The 17,288-nt window shown below is 58.9% G+C and carries 19 protein-coding genes; 11 read left to right on the top strand and 8 right to left on the bottom strand.

The genetic code is table 11. The annotated features are described in order from the left end of the window. Nucleotides 1-3 precede the first annotated feature (3 nt). Both HAD_RS06330 and HAD_RS06325 read left to right on the top strand, forming a co-directional pair. On the top strand, nucleotides 4-981 hold the full coding sequence (locus HAD_RS06330; RefSeq protein ID WP_035570030.1) for a flagellin: 978 nt from the start codon (nucleotides 4-6) through the stop codon (nucleotides 979-981). A 49-nt stretch (nucleotides 982-1,030) separates the two neighbouring features. Continuing rightward, nucleotides 1,031-2,089 carry a flagellar basal body P-ring protein FlgI gene (locus tag HAD_RS06325; protein ID WP_051596224.1) on the top strand — a complete coding sequence of 353 codons (1,059 nt, stop codon included), beginning with the start codon at nucleotides 1,031-1,033 and terminating at the stop codon, nucleotides 2,087-2,089. A gap of 33 nt (nucleotides 2,090-2,122) precedes the next feature. Here HAD_RS06325 and HAD_RS06320 read toward each other — a convergent pair whose 3' ends face one another. The 5 genes from HAD_RS06320 to fliF form a co-directional block, all read right to left on the bottom strand. Next, nucleotides 2,123-3,172, bottom strand: coding sequence for a FliG C-terminal domain-containing protein (locus HAD_RS06320; protein WP_162177477.1), 1,050 nt, complete (start codon nucleotides 3,170-3,172; stop codon nucleotides 2,123-2,125). A gap of 62 nt (nucleotides 3,173-3,234) precedes the next feature. Next, nucleotides 3,235-3,969: a flagellar type III secretion system pore protein FliP gene (locus HAD_RS06315; protein WP_035570027.1), complete on the bottom strand. Its 735-nt coding sequence runs from the start codon at nucleotides 3,967-3,969 to the stop codon at nucleotides 3,235-3,237. A gap of 37 nt (nucleotides 3,970-4,006) precedes the next feature. After that, entirely contained in the window at nucleotides 4,007-4,330 is a 324-nt protein-coding gene (locus HAD_RS06310) for a FliM/FliN family flagellar motor switch protein (RefSeq protein WP_051595973.1), read from the bottom strand. 4 nt (nucleotides 4,331-4,334) lie between these two features. Beyond that, nucleotides 4,335-4,940: a hypothetical protein gene (locus HAD_RS06305; RefSeq protein WP_035570026.1), complete on the bottom strand. Its 606-nt coding sequence runs from the start codon at nucleotides 4,938-4,940 to the stop codon at nucleotides 4,335-4,337. Further along, nucleotides 4,933-6,444, bottom strand: a complete 1,512-nt coding sequence (fliF, locus tag HAD_RS06300; RefSeq protein ID WP_035570025.1) for a flagellar basal-body MS-ring/collar protein FliF — start codon at nucleotides 6,442-6,444, stop codon at nucleotides 4,933-4,935. Before fliF ends, HAD_RS06305 begins: the two co-directional genes overlap by 8 nt. A 128-nt stretch (nucleotides 6,445-6,572) precedes the next feature. On the opposite strand from fliF, the gene HAD_RS17840 reads away from it, so the two are divergent. From HAD_RS17840 to HAD_RS06255, 9 genes are all read left to right on the top strand, one after another. After that, entirely contained in the window at nucleotides 6,573-7,097 is a 525-nt protein-coding gene (locus HAD_RS17840; RefSeq protein ID WP_051595972.1) for a flagellar basal body-associated FliL family protein, read from the top strand. Between the two features lie 5 nt (nucleotides 7,098-7,102). Then, nucleotides 7,103-7,567 carry a DUF6468 domain-containing protein gene (locus HAD_RS06290; protein ID WP_035570024.1) on the top strand — a complete coding sequence of 155 codons (465 nt, stop codon included), beginning with the start codon at nucleotides 7,103-7,105 and terminating at the stop codon, nucleotides 7,565-7,567. 30 nt (nucleotides 7,568-7,597) lie between these two features. Further along, complete coding sequence (locus tag HAD_RS17835) at nucleotides 7,598-8,218, top strand: MotE family protein (RefSeq protein WP_051595971.1); 621 nt, start codon at nucleotides 7,598-7,600, stop codon at nucleotides 8,216-8,218. 101 nt (nucleotides 8,219-8,319) lie between these two features. Next, nucleotides 8,320-8,706, top strand: coding sequence for a c-type cytochrome (locus tag HAD_RS06280; protein ID WP_035570023.1), 387 nt, complete (start codon nucleotides 8,320-8,322; stop codon nucleotides 8,704-8,706). After that, nucleotides 8,703-10,127 carry a D-arabinono-1,4-lactone oxidase gene (locus HAD_RS06275; RefSeq protein WP_035570022.1) on the top strand — a complete coding sequence of 475 codons (1,425 nt, stop codon included), beginning with the start codon at nucleotides 8,703-8,705 and terminating at the stop codon, nucleotides 10,125-10,127. The genes HAD_RS06280 and HAD_RS06275 overlap by 4 nt, the downstream gene beginning before the upstream one ends. A 61-nt stretch (nucleotides 10,128-10,188) precedes the next feature. Further along, nucleotides 10,189-11,403: an alanine racemase gene (locus HAD_RS06270; protein WP_162177476.1), complete on the top strand. Its 1,215-nt coding sequence runs from the start codon at nucleotides 10,189-10,191 to the stop codon at nucleotides 11,401-11,403. 353 nt (nucleotides 11,404-11,756) lie between these two features. Then, complete coding sequence (locus HAD_RS06265) at nucleotides 11,757-12,281, top strand: ATP-dependent zinc protease family protein (RefSeq protein ID WP_035570020.1); 525 nt, start codon at nucleotides 11,757-11,759, stop codon at nucleotides 12,279-12,281. Then, nucleotides 12,274-13,809 carry a UUP1 family membrane protein gene (locus HAD_RS06260; protein ID WP_162177475.1) on the top strand — a complete coding sequence of 512 codons (1,536 nt, stop codon included), beginning with the start codon at nucleotides 12,274-12,276 and terminating at the stop codon, nucleotides 13,807-13,809. The genes HAD_RS06265 and HAD_RS06260 overlap by 8 nt, the downstream gene beginning before the upstream one ends. Beyond that, complete coding sequence (locus HAD_RS06255) at nucleotides 13,806-14,771, top strand: alpha-L-glutamate ligase-like protein (protein ID WP_035570018.1); 966 nt, start codon at nucleotides 13,806-13,808, stop codon at nucleotides 14,769-14,771. The genes HAD_RS06260 and HAD_RS06255 overlap by 4 nt, the downstream gene beginning before the upstream one ends. On the opposite strand, the gene HAD_RS06250 is transcribed toward HAD_RS06255, so the two are convergent. The 3 genes from HAD_RS06250 to HAD_RS06240 are packed head-to-tail and all read right to left on the bottom strand — an operon-like array spanning nucleotide 14,768 to nucleotide 17,287. Continuing rightward, entirely contained in the window at nucleotides 14,768-15,517 is a 750-nt protein-coding gene (locus HAD_RS06250; RefSeq protein WP_035570016.1) for a proteasome-type protease, read from the bottom strand. The genes HAD_RS06255 and HAD_RS06250 overlap by 4 nt on opposite strands. Nucleotides 15,518-15,541: 24 nt before the next feature. Then, entirely contained in the window at nucleotides 15,542-16,342 is an 801-nt protein-coding gene (locus tag HAD_RS06245; protein WP_035570015.1) for a transglutaminase family protein, read from the bottom strand. Between the two features lie 3 nt (nucleotides 16,343-16,345). Continuing rightward, a complete protein-coding gene (locus HAD_RS06240) occupies nucleotides 16,346-17,287 on the bottom strand; it encodes an alpha-E domain-containing protein (RefSeq protein ID WP_035570014.1) in 942 nt (313 codons plus the stop codon). Nucleotide 17,288: the final 1 nt, after the last annotated feature.

Raw genomic sequence — 17,288 nt, 5'->3', positions numbered from 1 at the left:
GACATGCGCCTGACCCTGCCTATTACCCACCTCTCATCCGGCCTCAGCGAGACCATCGTACGGTTGCGTGACCGCATGGATACAACCTCGGAGGAAGCTGTTACAGGCCGATACAAGGACATGACGGCACATCTGTCCGGCCGTATCGGCCAGGCAATGCTCGGACAGAAGGCGATCGACGATGTCGCAAACGAGCGGACCCAACTCACGCTCAAGGAGACCAGGCTGGAAATCATTCAGCAGTCTCTCACGGCAATCGACGACAATATCGGACAACTCGGCGTTCGAATGAAATCCGCACTTGGCTCAGAGGACTTTACGGCACGGGAATCTGTGGTGCGCGACGCCAAGGCGGCACTGGCCTCCACATTCTCCGTGCTCAACACCCGGCATGGTGAACGTTATCTGTTCTCTGGCGACGCGACGAACACCAAACCCGTCGGCGACGTGGACATTTTTCTGGGTGATGTCCGCTCCATGGCGGCCTCTGCCACCGACGCCGCAGACTTTGCGGCGCAAATGGATGCATATTTTGACACGCCCGGTAGCGGGTGGCAGGCCAATGTCTATTCCGGAACCGCGACGGCATCCGATCCGGCCAGCCTGACCGGAACAGATCCGGCAATTACCCAGACGCTGCAGGGCCTCGCTGTTCTTGCCCTTTCGGGTTCTGATGAAACCCTGCCCCTGCTCAATGGCAACAGCGATACCCTTATCGCGGCGACAGAAACTCTGGCGGACGGCCAGGCCGCGCTGACCAATGCCCGGGCAGAACGCGGCATTCTTCAGGCCCAGATCGAGTCATCGAAAAGCGCTCTGGACCTTGAAGAAACTGTACTCACGCATTCATTCAATCAGATGACGGCAAGAGACCAATACGAAGCGGCATCAGAGCTGAAACGACTCGAAACCAGTCTTGAAGCCTCCTACACACTTACCGCCAGGCTCGCCAATCTCAGCCTGCTGAACTTTATGAGATAGTGCCATGAAATGGACCACCCTGCTCCTTGCCGCGTTTTCTGCTGCGACCATGGCCTTCTCCGCAGGCGCCGAAACGCGCATTCGCGATATTGTGGATGTGGAAGGCATTCGCCAGAACGACCTGGTCGGCTACGGCATCGTTGTCGGCCTGAACGGCACCGGCGATACGGTGAAAAACTCCCCCTTCACGGAAGACTCCCTCTCCTACATGCTTGAGCGCCTCGGCGTGAATGTTCAGGGAGAAGAGATCAAGCCGAAGAACGTCGCCGCCGTTCTTGTCACGGCCACGCTGCCTTCTTTCTCGAGGACCGGGTCGAGCGTCGACGTGACGGTTGCCTCCATCGGTGATGCGAAAAGCCTCGAAGGCGGCACACTCATTCTTACCCCGCTCAAAGGCGCCGACAATGAAGTCTATGCGGTCGCACAGGGGTCCATTATCGTCAGCGGCATTGATGTTCAGGCGCAGGGCGCGCGCGAAACACGCGGCACGCCCACGACGGGCGCTGTCCCAAATGGCGCCCGCGTCGAGCGCGAACTTGCTTACGATTTCAACCAGCGTCGTGAATTGACACTGGCCTTGCGGAGCCCGGATTTCACCACCGCAGCGCGGATCGAGGATGTCATCAATGGCCGGGTCGGCAGCCCTATCGCCTTCATGCGTGATCCCGGAACCGTGGAACTGAACTTCGGAGCACTGCAGGTGTCCCCTGCCCGCCTGCTGGCAGAGATCGAGAATCTGACCGTACCCGTCAATGCCCCCGCGCGGATCGTTATTGATGAAAAGTCCGGTACGATCGTGATGGGCGAAGATGTCACCATCTCCCGCGTCGCGATTGCGCAAGGCAATATTTCTATCAAGATTTCAGAGTCACCTGTCGCATCCCAACCTGGGCCATTCTCAAAAGGTGAAACGCAAGTGCTTCCCAGGTCTGAAATTTCGATCGGCCAGACAGGCAGCGGAAATATCGCGATGCTGCAACCAAATGTGACTCTGTCGGAACTGATCTCCGGTCTGAACGCCCTCGGCGTCACACCTCAGGAAATGGCAGACATCATCCGGTCCATGAAAACGGCTGGCGCTATCCACGCGGAACTGGTTGTCCGTTAGGGATTTCGTTTGACGCGCTGCGGACTGGACGCCTCAGGCGTCCTTTTCTGCACTGCGCTCAAGTACAATCAGACCACGGCGCTTGAGGCCCATCAGAGTATTCAGGAACTCACGCTGGACTGTCTCGGCTTCATCTGCCGCCAGTGGCTGCATTCCGCTGAGGTCGTCGCGATACTGATCTGCCATGCGCGAGGAGATGTTGCCGAGCAGGTAGTCCGATACCGCGCTGTTACTCCCTTGCAACGTGCCGAGAAGCTTCAGCAGGAAAGACTGATCGACTTCCCGGAAGACAACCGGTACGGCATTTTTCGGCAAGAGGTCGGGCAAGCCTTCGAGCGTGAAGATCGACTTTTCGATCCCTTCCAGCTTGTCCTCATGCTTGGACCGCAGGAAGGCGACCAGGCTGTCACGCTTTTCGGAGGAAATGAGGCTCAGCAGCTCTCCAACGGAGGCGAGATTCTCTCCCCCCTCCTCAGCTTCTTCCTGGACGGCGTTGAGAAACTCCATTTCGACCATGCGGCCGAGCACCTGGTCGACCCCGGGGTCTGCCTTGCGCGGCTCAACCATGTGACCGATCATCGGACCCAGCTTGTCGCCTTCCATGTGACCCAGCACTTCGGAAGAAATGGAAACGTCCAGCTTCTGGAGGATTAGCGCAATCAGGTTCGGAGACAGGCGGGACAGATAGGCTGCAATCTGCTTCGGCTCCCTGCGTTCCAGACGCTCCCAAACGCTGAGTTCCTCATCGTCCTCATCGGTCGCCGTCTCCGGGCTGTCATCGCTGAAAATCAGGCTGAGGCGCCCGGAGTCCACGACTCCGGACAAGACTTCCTTCGCGCGCGTCCGGCCACCTCGCAGTGCACCATTTGTTTTGCGCAACCGGCTGAGGAAATCCATAACGATCTCAATGAGCTCGTCTCGCGTCAGCATGGAGAGGTTTTCAAGCGCGGCCGCGACCTTGGCCAGCGCGGCATCGTCGAGCTTGTCGACAATCGGCTTGGCCGCCCCTTCCCCCAACAGGGCAATAATCACTGCCGCGCGTTGCGCAGAACTGATCGGCACCGGCTGCGGTGCTGGTGCCACGCCCATCTTCTGCGCGCGGCGCGCTGGCAGGCTTTCGACATTAGAGGCGGATCGGACTGAACTCATCCTGCATAACCGCGCAAAATGGCTTCTGTAATCTTAAGCCAGCCATCCGCCAGAACAAAAAAGCCAAGCTTGAATGGAAGAGAGACGACAGTGGGCGGCACCATCATCATCCCGACCGCCATCAGCACTGAGGCGACGACAAGATCGATCACCATGAAAGGCAGAAAGATAACAAAGCCGATCTGGAAAGCATGTTTGACTTCCGACAGCATGAAGCCGGTCGCGAGCAACGGAAAGGACGGGGCTTCCCCTTCGACGAGCGGCCGGTTCAGAGCGTCACTCAGCACATAAAGGGTTTCCGGCTCGGTGCGGTTGGTCATGAACGTCCGGAACGGATCTGTCGTCATGACCCAGGCCTGTTCTTCCGTCAGCACGCCATCCATGTAGGGGGAAATGCCGTTGTCCCAGGCATTTGTGAAAACAGGCTCCATGACAAAGAAGGTCAGAAACATGGCCAATGCCATGATCATCATGTTGGGCGGAGCCTGCTGAACGCCGACCGCCTGGCGCATGAACGAGAATACGATCACCATGAACGGCAGGCACGTCACCATCATGGCAATGGCTGGCACCAAGCTGAGCACAGAAACCAGCAGGAACAGCTGGATCACCGAGCGGCTGAGACCACCCTGCCCGTTGCCGTTCAGGACATCATTCAGGCTGGGAACCGGATCGAGCTGCGGCGCACCTTGCGCATGCGCGGCGAGCGAAAAGCCCACCGCGGCGAACATAATCAGAATGCTGAAGCGGAGGAAAACGCCTCCTGCCCTAGCCCAGATCATCGTAGGATTGCTCCGGTATCTCCGTGATTTTCACGCCAAGCGAACCGTCTTCGGTTTCGACAAGCTCGCCCTTTGCGATGATCTTGTTATCGATCGTCAGGTCGACCGGGTCCTCGATGCGAGACGTCAGCGGAACAATCGACTCCGGCTGCAGATCGAGAATTTCGGACACGCTGAGGCGCGCCTGTCCAATCGAAACGGTAACAGTAACCGGAACGCTGAAGATCGTGCGCCGGTGCTGGTTCGCCGTAGACGGATCGCGGCGCTCGACGTCAGCAGGTTTCGGTTCGGCTTCCATAGGGGCGGTCATGAGTCTACTCCTCAATCATTGTGTGGGAGGGGTCCAGATGGGCGAGGCACGCTGCCAGCAGGCCCTCGAAATCGAATGTCACGCCGCCGGTCTTCCATGAGACCAGAACGCGAGGCTCGCCCGCAGTTTCTGCAGGCACCAGTTTACAACGCCCGGCCAGTGACGACTCACGGGCAATAATGGGGTCCAGCTTATCCAGCATTTCCTGCTGCGCACGGATTTCCAGCGTCGGCACCGACGCGGGGACAAGGTCAGGAAGGTGCCGGGCGATTTCATCGGCCAGAAACTGTCGCGACAATTCAGGAAACAGGCGTGCAGCAAGTGCCTGGGTCACCTGCACCGAATGATCGCGCGCTTCGCCTTCAATCCGGACCAGCGTGGACGAAAGCTGATTAATCAGACTTTCGACTTCAGCGAGCCGCGGCCCGATATCTTCCGATGAAGAGGCTTCTTCCTCTTCTTCAGGCGGCGTCTCCGGCTGTGACGTGGTGGCAGTAGGCCGCGCAGCCGCCGCCTGCATCTGACCCAGCATGCGTTTCAGCTGCTCGGCGGGATGGGTCTGATCATCCCGGTCAAATCGCGGCAAATTGGAAAGAAGCGCGCTACTCATTCACAGCAACCTTCCGGTCTTCATCAAGCCATTCCTGAAGGATCGCGGCGGCATCATCCTGACGCTCGGACGCATAGTCTTTCAGGGACGCGAACGGATCGGCGGCAATCGCGTCGAGGCTGCCCGGCTCCTGGTCATCAAGCGACAAGGCGTTCGTCTTCGGCTGTTTCAGCATGGGCCGGATCACACCGAGCGCCAGAACAATGACGACAAGTCCCAGCACAAGAATCTGTATTCCCGACCAGAAGTACCGCTCCATCAGCTGCTCCATCATGCCAGGCGCAGTGGCAAGCTCTTCCACAGGGGCGGCCTGGAACGGCATGAATTCCACAGTCAGATTATCCCCTCGTCCCGGCTCAAGGCCGATCGCAGACGTCACCAATTGACGGAAATCCGCCACCATCTCATCGTTGATCGTTGCGGCGTCGGGGGCGGCCGGGTCCAGCCCGAGCACCTGTTCATTGACGAGAACAGCGACAGACATCCGCTCCACCTGCCCTGGCAAGCGCTCGGTCTCCGTACGGGTTTCGTTGATCTCATAGGAGACAGACTCAGACGAATTCTTGACTGTGCTGTTGCTTTGACTGCCAGCCGGGGCGCTCCCCTGAGGCAAATTGCTGGATACGGTCAGCGCACCAGATGTTCCGCCGCTGGTTTCGGCAACGTCACCTGTCGTCCGTGAGCGTACAACGCGGGAGTCCGGATCATAGGTCACCGCAGAAGTCCGCTGGCGCTCATGGCTCACATCAACCGAAACAGAAACCCGTGCATTCCCCGGGCCGACACGCGCCTCCAGCAGGCGAAGGACCTTCTGCTCCAGCTGCGATTCCTGAGTTTCTGCTGCCACCCCGGATTGTTCCGTGGATGCAGCACCCGGTCCAGCCAGTATACCTTTATTCAGGTCGATAACGGCGACTTCGTCCGGGCTTAGTCCGGACACCGCCAGTGCAACCAGGTACTGTATACCCTGCGCCTGGCTGTTCGTCAGGTCATGCGCCGACGACAGAGTCACGGACGCGGTTTGCGCCGGGTCCGACCGCGCGAAACCTGATCGCAGGCTCGCGCCTATGTGCACCCGTGCAGACTTGATTCCCGGAACAGCGAGAATTGTGCGCGTCAGCTCCCCCTCTTTCGCGCGCCAATAGGCAGCATTGTACATCTCCGAGGTCACGGAAAATCCGTTTACGTTGTCCAGAAGCTCATACCCCTGGACCGACTGCTTCGGCAGCCCGTCCCGGGCCAGCGCGAACCGGACCGAATCACGATCTTTCTGAGGCACAAGGATCGCATCGCCCTTGATCTCGTATCTCGTACCGCGCTTATCGAGCTCGTCGATAATCTCCCCTGTGACGGACGCGTCGAGCCCCGAATACAGCAGCCCCATGGGCTGTTTCATGGCCCCTTGCACCATGACGCTCATGATGCCGACGACCCCCAGCACGGCGACAGCCAGCATGATCTGCCGGCTAACGGGTAGGGCTCGAAGATTGGCGATAAAATTCATGAATCAGGTCTTCCCGTATCAGGGCGGATCGGTGGAATGGTTAATATCTGGCCGAAAATCATTAACGGTTCCTTTACCCGAAGCCCTCTTTAAGGAGCATTGGGAGTCTTGGGATAGCCGGGAAGTTGATGGCCAAAAAAGGTGCTGCGAAAGCTGGCGATCAGGCCGCGGACGGCGGCGATCAGACCAGCGAAAAGAAGTCGGGCGGCGGTTTCGTCGGCCTGGCAATTCTTGCTGTGGGCGCCATGACCAGCTCTTTCGCGACCGTATATGTATTGGCTTCGGACCCGCCGACCGGACCGGCGTGCCCGGTGGTTGAAACGGGCCCATCCGTTGAGCCCATCGCGCAGCAAGACCAGTCATATGTCGAATTGCAGGACATACTCATCACGATCGGAAGCGAGCCAGCGACACGCTACCTGAAGATGAAGGTGTCGATCGTCACCGGTAATGGCAGCACTGGCATGGTTGAGAAGGCCGAGCCTGTGCTGATCGATGCATTTACCAACTACCTGCGCTCGGTCGAACTCAGCGACTTCGAGAATCCCGATTTTTACGCCCACATGCGCGAACAATTGAGCCGCCGATCCGAACTGGTGCTCGGCGGAGGCGTCTCCCAAGGCGTCCTGATCACAGAATTCCTGTTGAGGTGAGCCCTATGCCTATTCAAGCCACGGACATCGCCATCATCCTCGTGTCATTTGCCGCGTGCGCTTACTGTTTCGTACTGAACCGCCGCCTGAAGGCGCTACAGGATACACGCGACGGCCTCGGCGCGACGATCATGGCCATGTCCAAATCCGTTGCTGCCATGTCCAGCTCGACAAAGGAGACGCGTTCGCATGTCGGCGAAATGGCCGCGCGTCTCGGAACCCATCTGGAAGACGCAAAACAGACATGCGCGCGCCTGGAAGAACTGAAAGCGTCATTGGAAGCTACGCAGAAGGATGCGGTCGACCAGGTCACCGCATCTCAAGCCGAGCTCAGCACGATGATGCGGATCATCCTGGATCAGTCAAAGACACGGATCATGGAGATGAACCGGGTCATGCAGGACATGCGTGAAATGACAGAAGCCGCCGACGAAGACTATCGCCCCCTCGCCCAGACCACCGGGCGCTGACCTCGCAGAAAACGGAACAGGTTGCCTGCCATGAAGTCCCTCACCAACAGCCGATCCTATGTCCTGCTCACGCTGGGATTCCTGTTCACGCTGGGTGCCGCCGTCAGGTTTCTGCCCAGCAATCTGGCGATTGCGGAAAGCCCGCAGAAACCGTCCCACCCCGCGGAATCAGCAGATCAGACTCCGGCGCCGTCCTCCATCGCGCCAGGCGCCAAACAGGTCGACCAGGTCTGCTTTACGGCTGAGACAGCTGCACTTCTGGCGGATGACCAGAAAAAGCTGAAAGAACAACAGGCTGCCCTTCAGGAACTGGAATTGGAACTGCTCGCCCGCCAGCAAGAACTTGACCGGCGCGCGTCCGATCTCAAGGCGGTGGAAGCCACATTGCAGGACCGCTGGGGCCAGCTTCAGGATGCCTCCAATGATGATATGGACCATCTTGCGCGCATGTATGGCACCATGAAACCGGATCAGGCGGCGTCTATCTTCAACCAGATGGATTCCGACTTTGCGGCCGGCTTCCTGCGCCTGATGCGCTCGGAACAGGCGGGTATGATCCTTGCCGGCATGGAGACCAAGAAGGCATATGCCGTCAGCTTGCGTCTCGCCGCCCTGAACGAAGACGTCCGGAAGTCCTCCAATAAGGAGTAGCGTCGATAATCTGATCGTTCCAAGATAGACTCATTCTGATGTATCCTGTAATGATAGCACTTGCTATCTAAATACGATCCGGGCAACGGACGGGGAGACAAATGGTGAGGATATTCTCAGCAACGCTGCTGCTGGCATGCGTTTGCGCCTGTTCCCGCGGCGCGATCGGGAGTTCCACGCCTGAGATTGTCGAGCCTGACGCCCGACACATTGCCCTCGCCGAATCACTCGTGCCCTCCGACCCGGACCTTGCCGCGATCTATGACCGGTCCTGTCGCGCTTGCCACGCGCTGAACGGGCTTGGCGCCCCGCTGACAGGCCATTCTGCGGCCTGGGCGCCGCGTATCGACCAGCGCGGCATGGATGGATTGATCGCCTCAATTCATTCGGGACGCGGTACGATGCCTTCCATGGGATACTGCCCGGACTGCACAGACGATGACTTCCGGGCGCTCATCGAATTCATGGCAACGGAGGGTCAGTCATGAGCACCACACGCCGGGCCGTGCTGCTCGGAACCGCAGGGCTGGCTGCCGCCGTCGCGATCCCCGGCGTCCAATACGCGCGTTGGAGCATGAAGGACTTCACGCGTGACGGATACGATCCGGGCTTACCCCCTGCTCCAGAGGGCGAAGTCGCATGGACAAACTGGTCCGGGATCCAGCAATCCACACCAAAGCAGATCGCCGTGCCTGCCAGCGAAGCAGACCTCGCCAATGCCCTTGCCGAAGCGCGCCGCGTCCGCCCCGTTGGCAGTGGACACTCTTTCACCGGCCTCGTCCCGTCCGAACACATGATTGTGGATGCCAGCCGCTTCTCGGGCCTGATCTCAGCTGACGCCGCGACAGGAACAGCCACGATCGGCGCTGGCACCCGTATCCGGCAGGCGGCACGTGAGCTGGATGGCGCCGGTCTCGCACTGCAGAACCTCCCGGACGTGGATGTGCAGACGCTGGCCGGGTCTTTCTCAACCTCGACGCACGGCACCGGCCGGACACTCCAACCCCTTCATGCGCACATCGAAGGTTTCCGCATTATGCTGGCAGATGGCACGGCCCGCGATGTCTCCGCCGCCTCAGACCCGGACCTGTTCATGGCAGGCCGGGTATCGCTCGGCGCACTGGGCGTCATCACGCAATACACATTGAACTGTGTGCCGACCTACAATTTGAAACGCCGGGTCTGGGTCGAAAAGCTGGACACGCTTCTTGATCAGGTCATGGACCTCTCGCAGCAACACCGGAATTTCGAATTCTACTATTTTCCCTTCACCGGATATGCCGCCGGAATTTCCCACGATATCTTTGAGGGGGAGGTAACAGGCCGGGTCCCGGACGAGGATGAAGACACGCTCGCCGGACTTAAGCAACTGCGCGATGTATTTGGCTGGTCCACCTGGCTGCGTGAACGGATCGCCGCCGGAAGCCTTCCGAAAGGCCTGATTGAAGAAAGCTCCGATGCCTACTGGAAGCTGCTTGCTACGGCCCGGCCGACCAAATTCAACGAGATGGAATACCATATCCCGCTCGAGAATGGCCTGACTTGCCTGCGCGAGATCATCGCGGCGCTCGAATCCCGGAACGACACGTTCTTCCCAATGGAAATCCGCATTACGGCACCAGACGACGCGTGGCTAAGTCCGTTCAATGATGGCCCGCGCATGTCGATCGCCACACACGCCGCTGTGGATGAGCCCTACGATTATTTCTTCTCCGCTCTTGAACCCATTCATCGTGCCCATGGCGGCCGTCCGCACTGGGGAAAGCTGCACTCCCTCGGGAAAGAAGAGTTGATCTCCCTCTATCCGGACTTCCAGAACTTCCTTGACCTGCGCGCGTCGCTGGATCCGGAAGGGAAGTTCCTGAACCCGCATCTTGCGCACCTGTTCGGAGTAGACTTCGATGCCTGAATTATCGCGCCGTACCCTGTTTCTGGGCGGCGCCGCCGTCGCCGCCGGAGGAGCTGTCCTGATGAACAAACCCCATGACCATAGTGGGCCACGTGATCCATACTTCCTCAGCGTTCAGGCCGCCCTGATCGGCGCCGGGATCGCCTGGCCGACCCTGGTGATCGATAAAGCGCGCCTCTCGGACAATGTACGGACGCTGAAGACCCACCTGCCCGCCGGCATGGGCTACCGCATCGTTGCCAAGTCCCTGCCCTCGATCGGACTCCTTTCCCACATCCGGGACCTTTCCGGCACCAACCGGCTGATGACGTTCAACCAGCCCATGTTGTCGAAATTGTCGATCGACATGCCGGACGCCGACCAGCTTCTGGGAAAGCCGCTACCGGTGTACGCAGCCCGGCACTATTTCGATACACTTCCAGCTGACGCCAGCAATGCCGCCGAAAACGTTCAATGGCTGATCGATACACCCGCCCGGTTGGACATGTATCGCTCTCTTGCGTCCGATATCGGGCGCACGCTGAAAATCGTCCTCGAACTCGATGTTGGCCTGCACCGGGGCGGCTTCGAGCCCGGCCCGGAACTCGGCGCAACCATTGAAGCAATCGAGGCAAACCCGAATCTCGAATTTCGCGGATTCATGGGGTATGAGCCGCATATCCCCTCCCTGCCGACGACGCTCGGCTGGCGAGACAAGGCGCTGAAAAGTGCGTGGAACACTTATACGTCCGCTCTGGAACAGGCGACATCCCTGATCGGCGCAGACAGGATGTCGGGCCTGACCCGGAACGCGGCTGGCAGTCCGACTTACCGCTATTACCAATCCACCGACATTGCGAACGAGGTTTCGGCGGGGTCTTGTCTTGTGAAGCCAACGCATTTCGACACAGAGCTTCTGGAACCTCACCAGCCTGCCAGCTTTATCGCGACCCCGGTGATCAAGTCCTTGGACAAGACCCGCCTGCCCGGCCTCGAATTCGCCAGCGGGGCCGCTTCAGCCTGGAATCCCAATTCAAAAAAGACCGTCTTCATTCATGGCGGGCACTGGCTGGCCGATCCTGTCGACCCACCCGGCCTCGAATACAACAAGACCTTCGGGCGTTCCTCGAACCAGGAAATGCTGAATGGCGGCCCGGAACTGTCGATCCAGCCTGACGAATTTGTTTTCTTCCGCCCGCAGCAAAGCGAAGCGGTTTTCCTGCAGTTCGGCGACATCGCCGTCTATGAGGACGGCGCGATCGTCGACACATGGCCCGTTTTCCCCGTTTCAGCCTGATCTGCCTTCAGTCCTGAGGGCGTTTCAACGCGCCCAACAGGCCATTCCTGCATGGCGGTAAGGACAGAAGTCGACGGTGAAACAATTGACGACTGCACACATAAACTGAACGCCTTCCCGGGATGACAGGAGCAGGAAGGTGACTGGCGGAACTCCCAAGCCTGGTGCGGGTTAATAATGCCAGCAAAAGGGAGACGGACAGCTTGGTGAACGCACTGGCAGTTCATGTCCATTTTTCGCCATGAATCTGGTGTTTGTGCCGCGTCTCTGCGCCGAGCAGAATGTCTATCGTTGCACTCAACCGCATGCTAAGGCGACAGCCGCGCGACAGCTCAGGAAGGAGGGGTCCCCCCGTGAAACTGTTGAGACTGCCAATCTATGCCGCCCTCGCTCTGGCTCTGGTCCCCGGACCGGCCCTGGCCGAACGTGACGGGCGCGAAGACATGACAGTTCTGGGCTTTGTCGAAGATGTCCACGTCGGCAAGTTAGGCCTTGAAATGAAAGGAAAACTTGACACCGGCGCTGATTCCTCCTCGGTCTATGGGCGCGATGTGAAAGTCTACAAGAAGTCCGGCAAGGACGACTGGGTGACCTTTCGGCTGCGCGGCAAGAACGGCCGGACTGTGCGCTATGATCAGGATGTCCGGCGGTTTGCCCTGATCAAGCTGAAGACCGGCGGGACCATTCGGCGGCCCGTGATTCACCTGCCGATTTGTGTCGGAGGCGTTCGGGGTCTGGCTGAAGTCAATCTTGCCGACCGCGAGGACTTTGAATACGACATCCTCATTGGCCGCGAATTCCTCGCGTCCCGCGTTCTGGTCGATTCCGCATCGACCTTTATCGCTGACGACGAATGTAACGTACCTGAGCGTGACTAGTACTTTCCACACCCGCCTTCTGGCCCTTGTGCTGACCGCGATCGCCCTGACGATCTTCGGCATCAAGGTATTCCAGTACAATTACCCGCTCACGCCGGGCACCCAGACGACAACCTGGGATTTCGAGATCTATCTTGATTTTGACACCGCCAACCAGCCGGTCCGGATCGAAACGTTCATCCCGTCCAACAGCGACACACGGCGCGTCTCGCAGGAACAATTTTACAATGGCGCATTCGGGTTGCGCCTCGAAACGGCCAATGACAACGGCCGCAAGGCGATCTGGACCTATCGCTATCCAAATGACCGCAAGGTGTTGCGCTACAGGGCCCGCCTGGAGGGGGAAACTGAGCGCTCTCCCCTGCCCGCGGAAATGCACCGGCCAGCAGATCGCGAGCCACCGGAATCGCTGAATGACCTGGAACGCCAGGCCTTCCTTGTCTGGTCCTCGGACATGCGTCGGCGTTCAGCAGACGACGACTCGCTTGCAGAATTGATCCTTCAGGAAATCTTCGTCCAGAAAGACGCCGACGAAATCGAGGCGCTTCTCCCCGTCCTGCCGCCGCCGCTCAACCGCCTGACGCTCGCAGCTGAAGCCCTTCAAAGCCAGGGCATCCGCGCACGTGTGGCCAATGGCGTTTACCTCGACGAAGCCAGACGCCGCACGGAAGTGCAGCACTGGCTGGAGTACCACGTCGACGGACGCGACAAGCGCTACTTCATTGGCGCCGATCCGAAGGAATTCTTCACGATCTGGTACGGGGCGGAAGAAATGATCCGCGCCGACGGCGTGTTTGACTTCGAACCGCAGGTCTCGATCCAGCCGATCGATTCTTCCGCCTCCGACGTCATGCGGAAAGCTGCCCGCGCGGATCGTACCCCGGTGGAACTGTTCAGCTTCGACCGCCTGCCCGTCACCACACAGCTCGTTTATCAGGTTCTGATCACGATTCCGGCCGGCATTGTCCTGCTGGTCTTCATGCGCCAGTTCATCGGGATTGAAACACTCGGCACCTTCATGCCGATCCTGATCGGTATCGCCTTCCGGGAGACAGCCCTGTTGAACGGCCTGATCCTCTTCACCATGCTGGTCGCGCTGGGCCTTGCCATGCGCTTCTATCTGGAAAAACTCCGATTGTTATTGGTCCCGCGGCTCGCAGTCGTGCTGATCTTCATCGTGATCTGCATGGCGGTCATCGCGCAAGTCTTCAACAGCGCCAACATGCGCATGGGGCTTTCGATCTCGCTGTTCCCGATGGTCATCCTGACCATGACCATCGAACGCATGTCTATCATGTGGGAGGAGTATTCCGCCGAGGATGCAATCAAGGCCGGTGCCGGCTCGTTGCTTGTGGCCTCGCTGTCCTATCTGGTGATGACGAACAAGCACATCGAATACCTGCTGTTCAGTTTCCCTGAACTGCTCCTGATCCTGATGGCGGCTTGCCTGCTGATGGGCAAGTATACCGGATTGCGCGTCAGCGAGATCATCCGCTTCCGCGAACTGGCCAAGCAGGCAGAAAAATGATCGGGACCTGGGTTGCCCTGCGCAAGGCCGGTCTGCTCGGTATCAATGAGCGAAACCTTCGCCTTGTGAATGACCTCAATCCACGCCGACTGATGCGGCTGGTCAACGACAAGACCGAAACCAAACGCCTTGCCATCGAGGCAAATATTCCGACACCGGAACTCTACGGCCTGATCCGCAATCCTCTGGATATGAGGAATTTGGACAAGCTGCTCGATAAACCGGACGGCTGCGTCATCAAGCCAGCCAACGGCTCCCAGGGGAATGGTATTCAGGTCATTCTCGGCCCCATGCGGGGCGGATGGCGTCGGTCCAATGGACAACGTGCGCTGTTCGAGGACCTGAAATTCCACGTCAACAACGTCCTGTCCGGTATGTATTCCCTTTCGGGACAGCCTGACGTGGCGATGATCGAGTATCGCGTCAAATTCGACGAGGTCTTCGACCCGATCAGCTTCGGCGGCGTTCCCGACATCCGTATCATCGTCCTTCGCGGTATTCCCTTCGTCGCCATGGTGCGCCTGCCAACTGCAGAATCAGACGGCAAGGCAAACCTTCACAAGGGCGGCGTCGGCGTCGGCCTCGATCTGGTCAATGGCCGGACTTTGCACGGCATGCAGAATGGCAAGACGACGGAGATCCACCCCGACACGGCCAATCCGCTCAGCAATCTCTCCGTCCCCCATTGGGACGCCATGCTGTTGATGGCCGCCAAGGCCTATGAGGTGACTGGACTAGGTTATCTTGGCGCCGACATCGTGCTCGACAAGGAGAAGGGCCCGCTCCTTCTGGAACTGAATGCCCGCCCAGGCCTCGCCATTCAAATCGCCAACCGTCTGGGGATCCGGCCTCTGGTGAACGCAACGCTCACGGCAAATACAGATGGTCTGGATGCGGAAGGCCGTGTGGCGCTTGCCAAGAAGCTTTTCCGCGAATACGCGCCCGGGCTGGCAACCGCCTAGGCTTCGTCCTTCTTGTCGAACGAAAAATCCGGAAGCGACTTGAAGGCGAGTTTCAAGGCGTCACCCCAACTGCTGGAAACGGTCTGGAAGTACGGATCGTCCTCGTCGATACGCCGGTTATGACGGACCCGCATCGTCCCCTTCTCCACCACCTGTAAATCCAGCGGCATGCCAACGGACAAGTTCGCTTTCAATGTCGAGTCAAAGGAAACGTAGAGGAGCTTGATCGCCTCCTCAAAACTCATATCAGGGTCATAGGCCCGCAGAAGGATCGGCCGGCCATACTTCGTTTCGCCGATCTGAAAGAAAGGCGTCTCTTCGCTGGCTTCGATGAAATTGCCTTCGGGGTAAATCAGGAAAAGGCGCGGCCCAATTCCGGCGATCTGCCCCCCCACAATCATTGTCGCGCCATAATCGGCCTCCGATTCGGGGCCGGTCATCTTCTGCGTCTTGATCACTTCCTTGAGCGTGTCGCCAATTATATTGGCGACCTGGAACATGGTCGGCGCTTCCAGCAGGCTGGGGCGGCGTTCCTTTGGGGCTTTGGCCCGTTCATCCAGAACGCTGATGACGGCCTGAGACGTTGCAAGATTCCCTGCCGTGAGAACGGTAATCACCCGCTCCCCCGGTTCTTCCCAGGTAAACATCTTCCGGAACTTGGAAATGTTGTCCACGCCCGCGTTCGTGCGCGTGTCGGACATGAAGATGAGCCCCGCGTTGAGCCGCATCGCCACGCAATATGTCACTTAGAACCCCTTCGGACCCGTTTGTTATTGTTGGACCTGGACATTGACCGAGAGGACCTCCCGTTCACCGCCATACATGACCCCTGTCATCGGACCAGCTTCGCGATAGTCGAGCCCAGTTGCAACCTGAATGTACCGTTCGTCAGGACAAACCCGGTTGGCCGCATCAAATCCGACCCACCCGAGCCCTTCGACCCAGGCTTCCGCCCAGGCATGGCCTGCGTCCTGATCGACCCGGTCCAGCATCATCATGTACCCGCCGACATACCGGGCCGGAAACCCCAGTAGCCGCGCCGCCGACGCGAAGACGTGCGCATGATCCTGGCAAACGCCATGACCGATTTCGAGGGCCTCCTCGGCCGTCGTGTTCGGTCCGGTCGGCTGGGTGTCATAGACGACCGCCTCTGCAATCATGTTCATCAATTCATGCAGCGTTTCGAGATTGAGTGCCGGGTCCTTTCCCAACTGGGAGACGAGACCGCGGACGCCCTTCCCCACCTTCGTAAGTGGTGTAAATCGGCGATAGAGCCAGAGGGGCGGGACCATCCGGTTATTGGTCAACACGCCCGCTGTGTCGCGGGTCTCAACCTCGCCCTGGCAGGAAATCGACACGCGTTTGGCGTCCGGCTCGATGGAGACGAGATCGACATGATTGCCGTGATGATCGACATATTGCGCTTCGAGCTTGGCCCCATCCAGAACCAGCTCCCAGGCCATTACCGTTTGTGCATCCGTGTCGTGCGGGCGCTTGCGCACCTGATGCAGCGCATAGACCGCCGCCTTTTCATAATTATAGACTGTTGTGTGATCGATGCGCAGTCTCATGGCTTACTCATTGAACCTGTAGTCGGTTTCTATCTGGGCTGAGAAAGCCGCGTTCTGAGCCATGAAGCTGGTGAGGAATTCATGCAGCCCCTCCTCAAACACAAGCGCGATGTTCAAATCAGTAAGGCGGTTCTCCTGACGGGTCGCCAGCTCATGCGCCGGTGTGCTTTCACCATATTCAATGGCAAGCCGCCCCAGATACTCCGTAATCATATCATAGCAGAATGCCAGAGACCGCGGCAGGCGTGCGTCAAAGATCAGAAAGTCTGCAATGGCGGGCGGACTGGCCCGTCCGCCATTCAGCCAGTAAAAGCTGCGCTCTGCCGAGGCAGACCGCAGGATCATTTCCCACTGCACATTATCAAGCGACGACCCAATTGATGCGCTGGAAGGCAGTAACACATAATACTTCGCGTCCAGAATACGCGACGTATTATCGGCTCGCTCGACCAGCGTGCCGATCTGCATGAAATTGTAGATGTCATTGCGCAGCATGGTGCCAGTGACTGCGCCGCTCACCTGCGCGCCCTGGCGGCGTACCAATGACAGGATTTCGGGCAGATCCCGTTCCGGCACCGGGCGGCGCAATGCATCGCGCACACTCATCCAAGCTTCATTGATCGCTTCCCACACCTCCCGCGTCAGGGCGGTACGGGTCATCCGGGCATTCTCGCGCGCCGTGTGGAAAGCGCAGAGAACGCTGTTGGGATTGTCCTTGTCGCGCAGGATGAAATCCAGGATCTTGTCCGACCGGATTGTCTCATGCTTTTCAAGATAAGCCTTCTTGCACCCTGCTGTGGTGACAACAGATTGCCATTCCTCTGTATCGGAATCGGCCCGCGTCAATGCCATGCGGAAACCAGCTTCGGCCAGGCGCGAGGTATTCCCCGCCCTTTCGAGGTGACGAGCCAGCCAGAAGAGACCGGCAGCTGTGCGGCCCAACATC

The sequence above is a fragment of the Hyphomonas adhaerens MHS-3 genome, assembly GCF_000685235.1.
GTDB lineage: Bacteria > Pseudomonadota > Alphaproteobacteria > Caulobacterales > Hyphomonadaceae > Hyphomonas > Hyphomonas adhaerens.
Note: the sequence above shows the minus strand (reverse complement) of the source record. Positions and strands in the feature narration are given on the sequence as shown.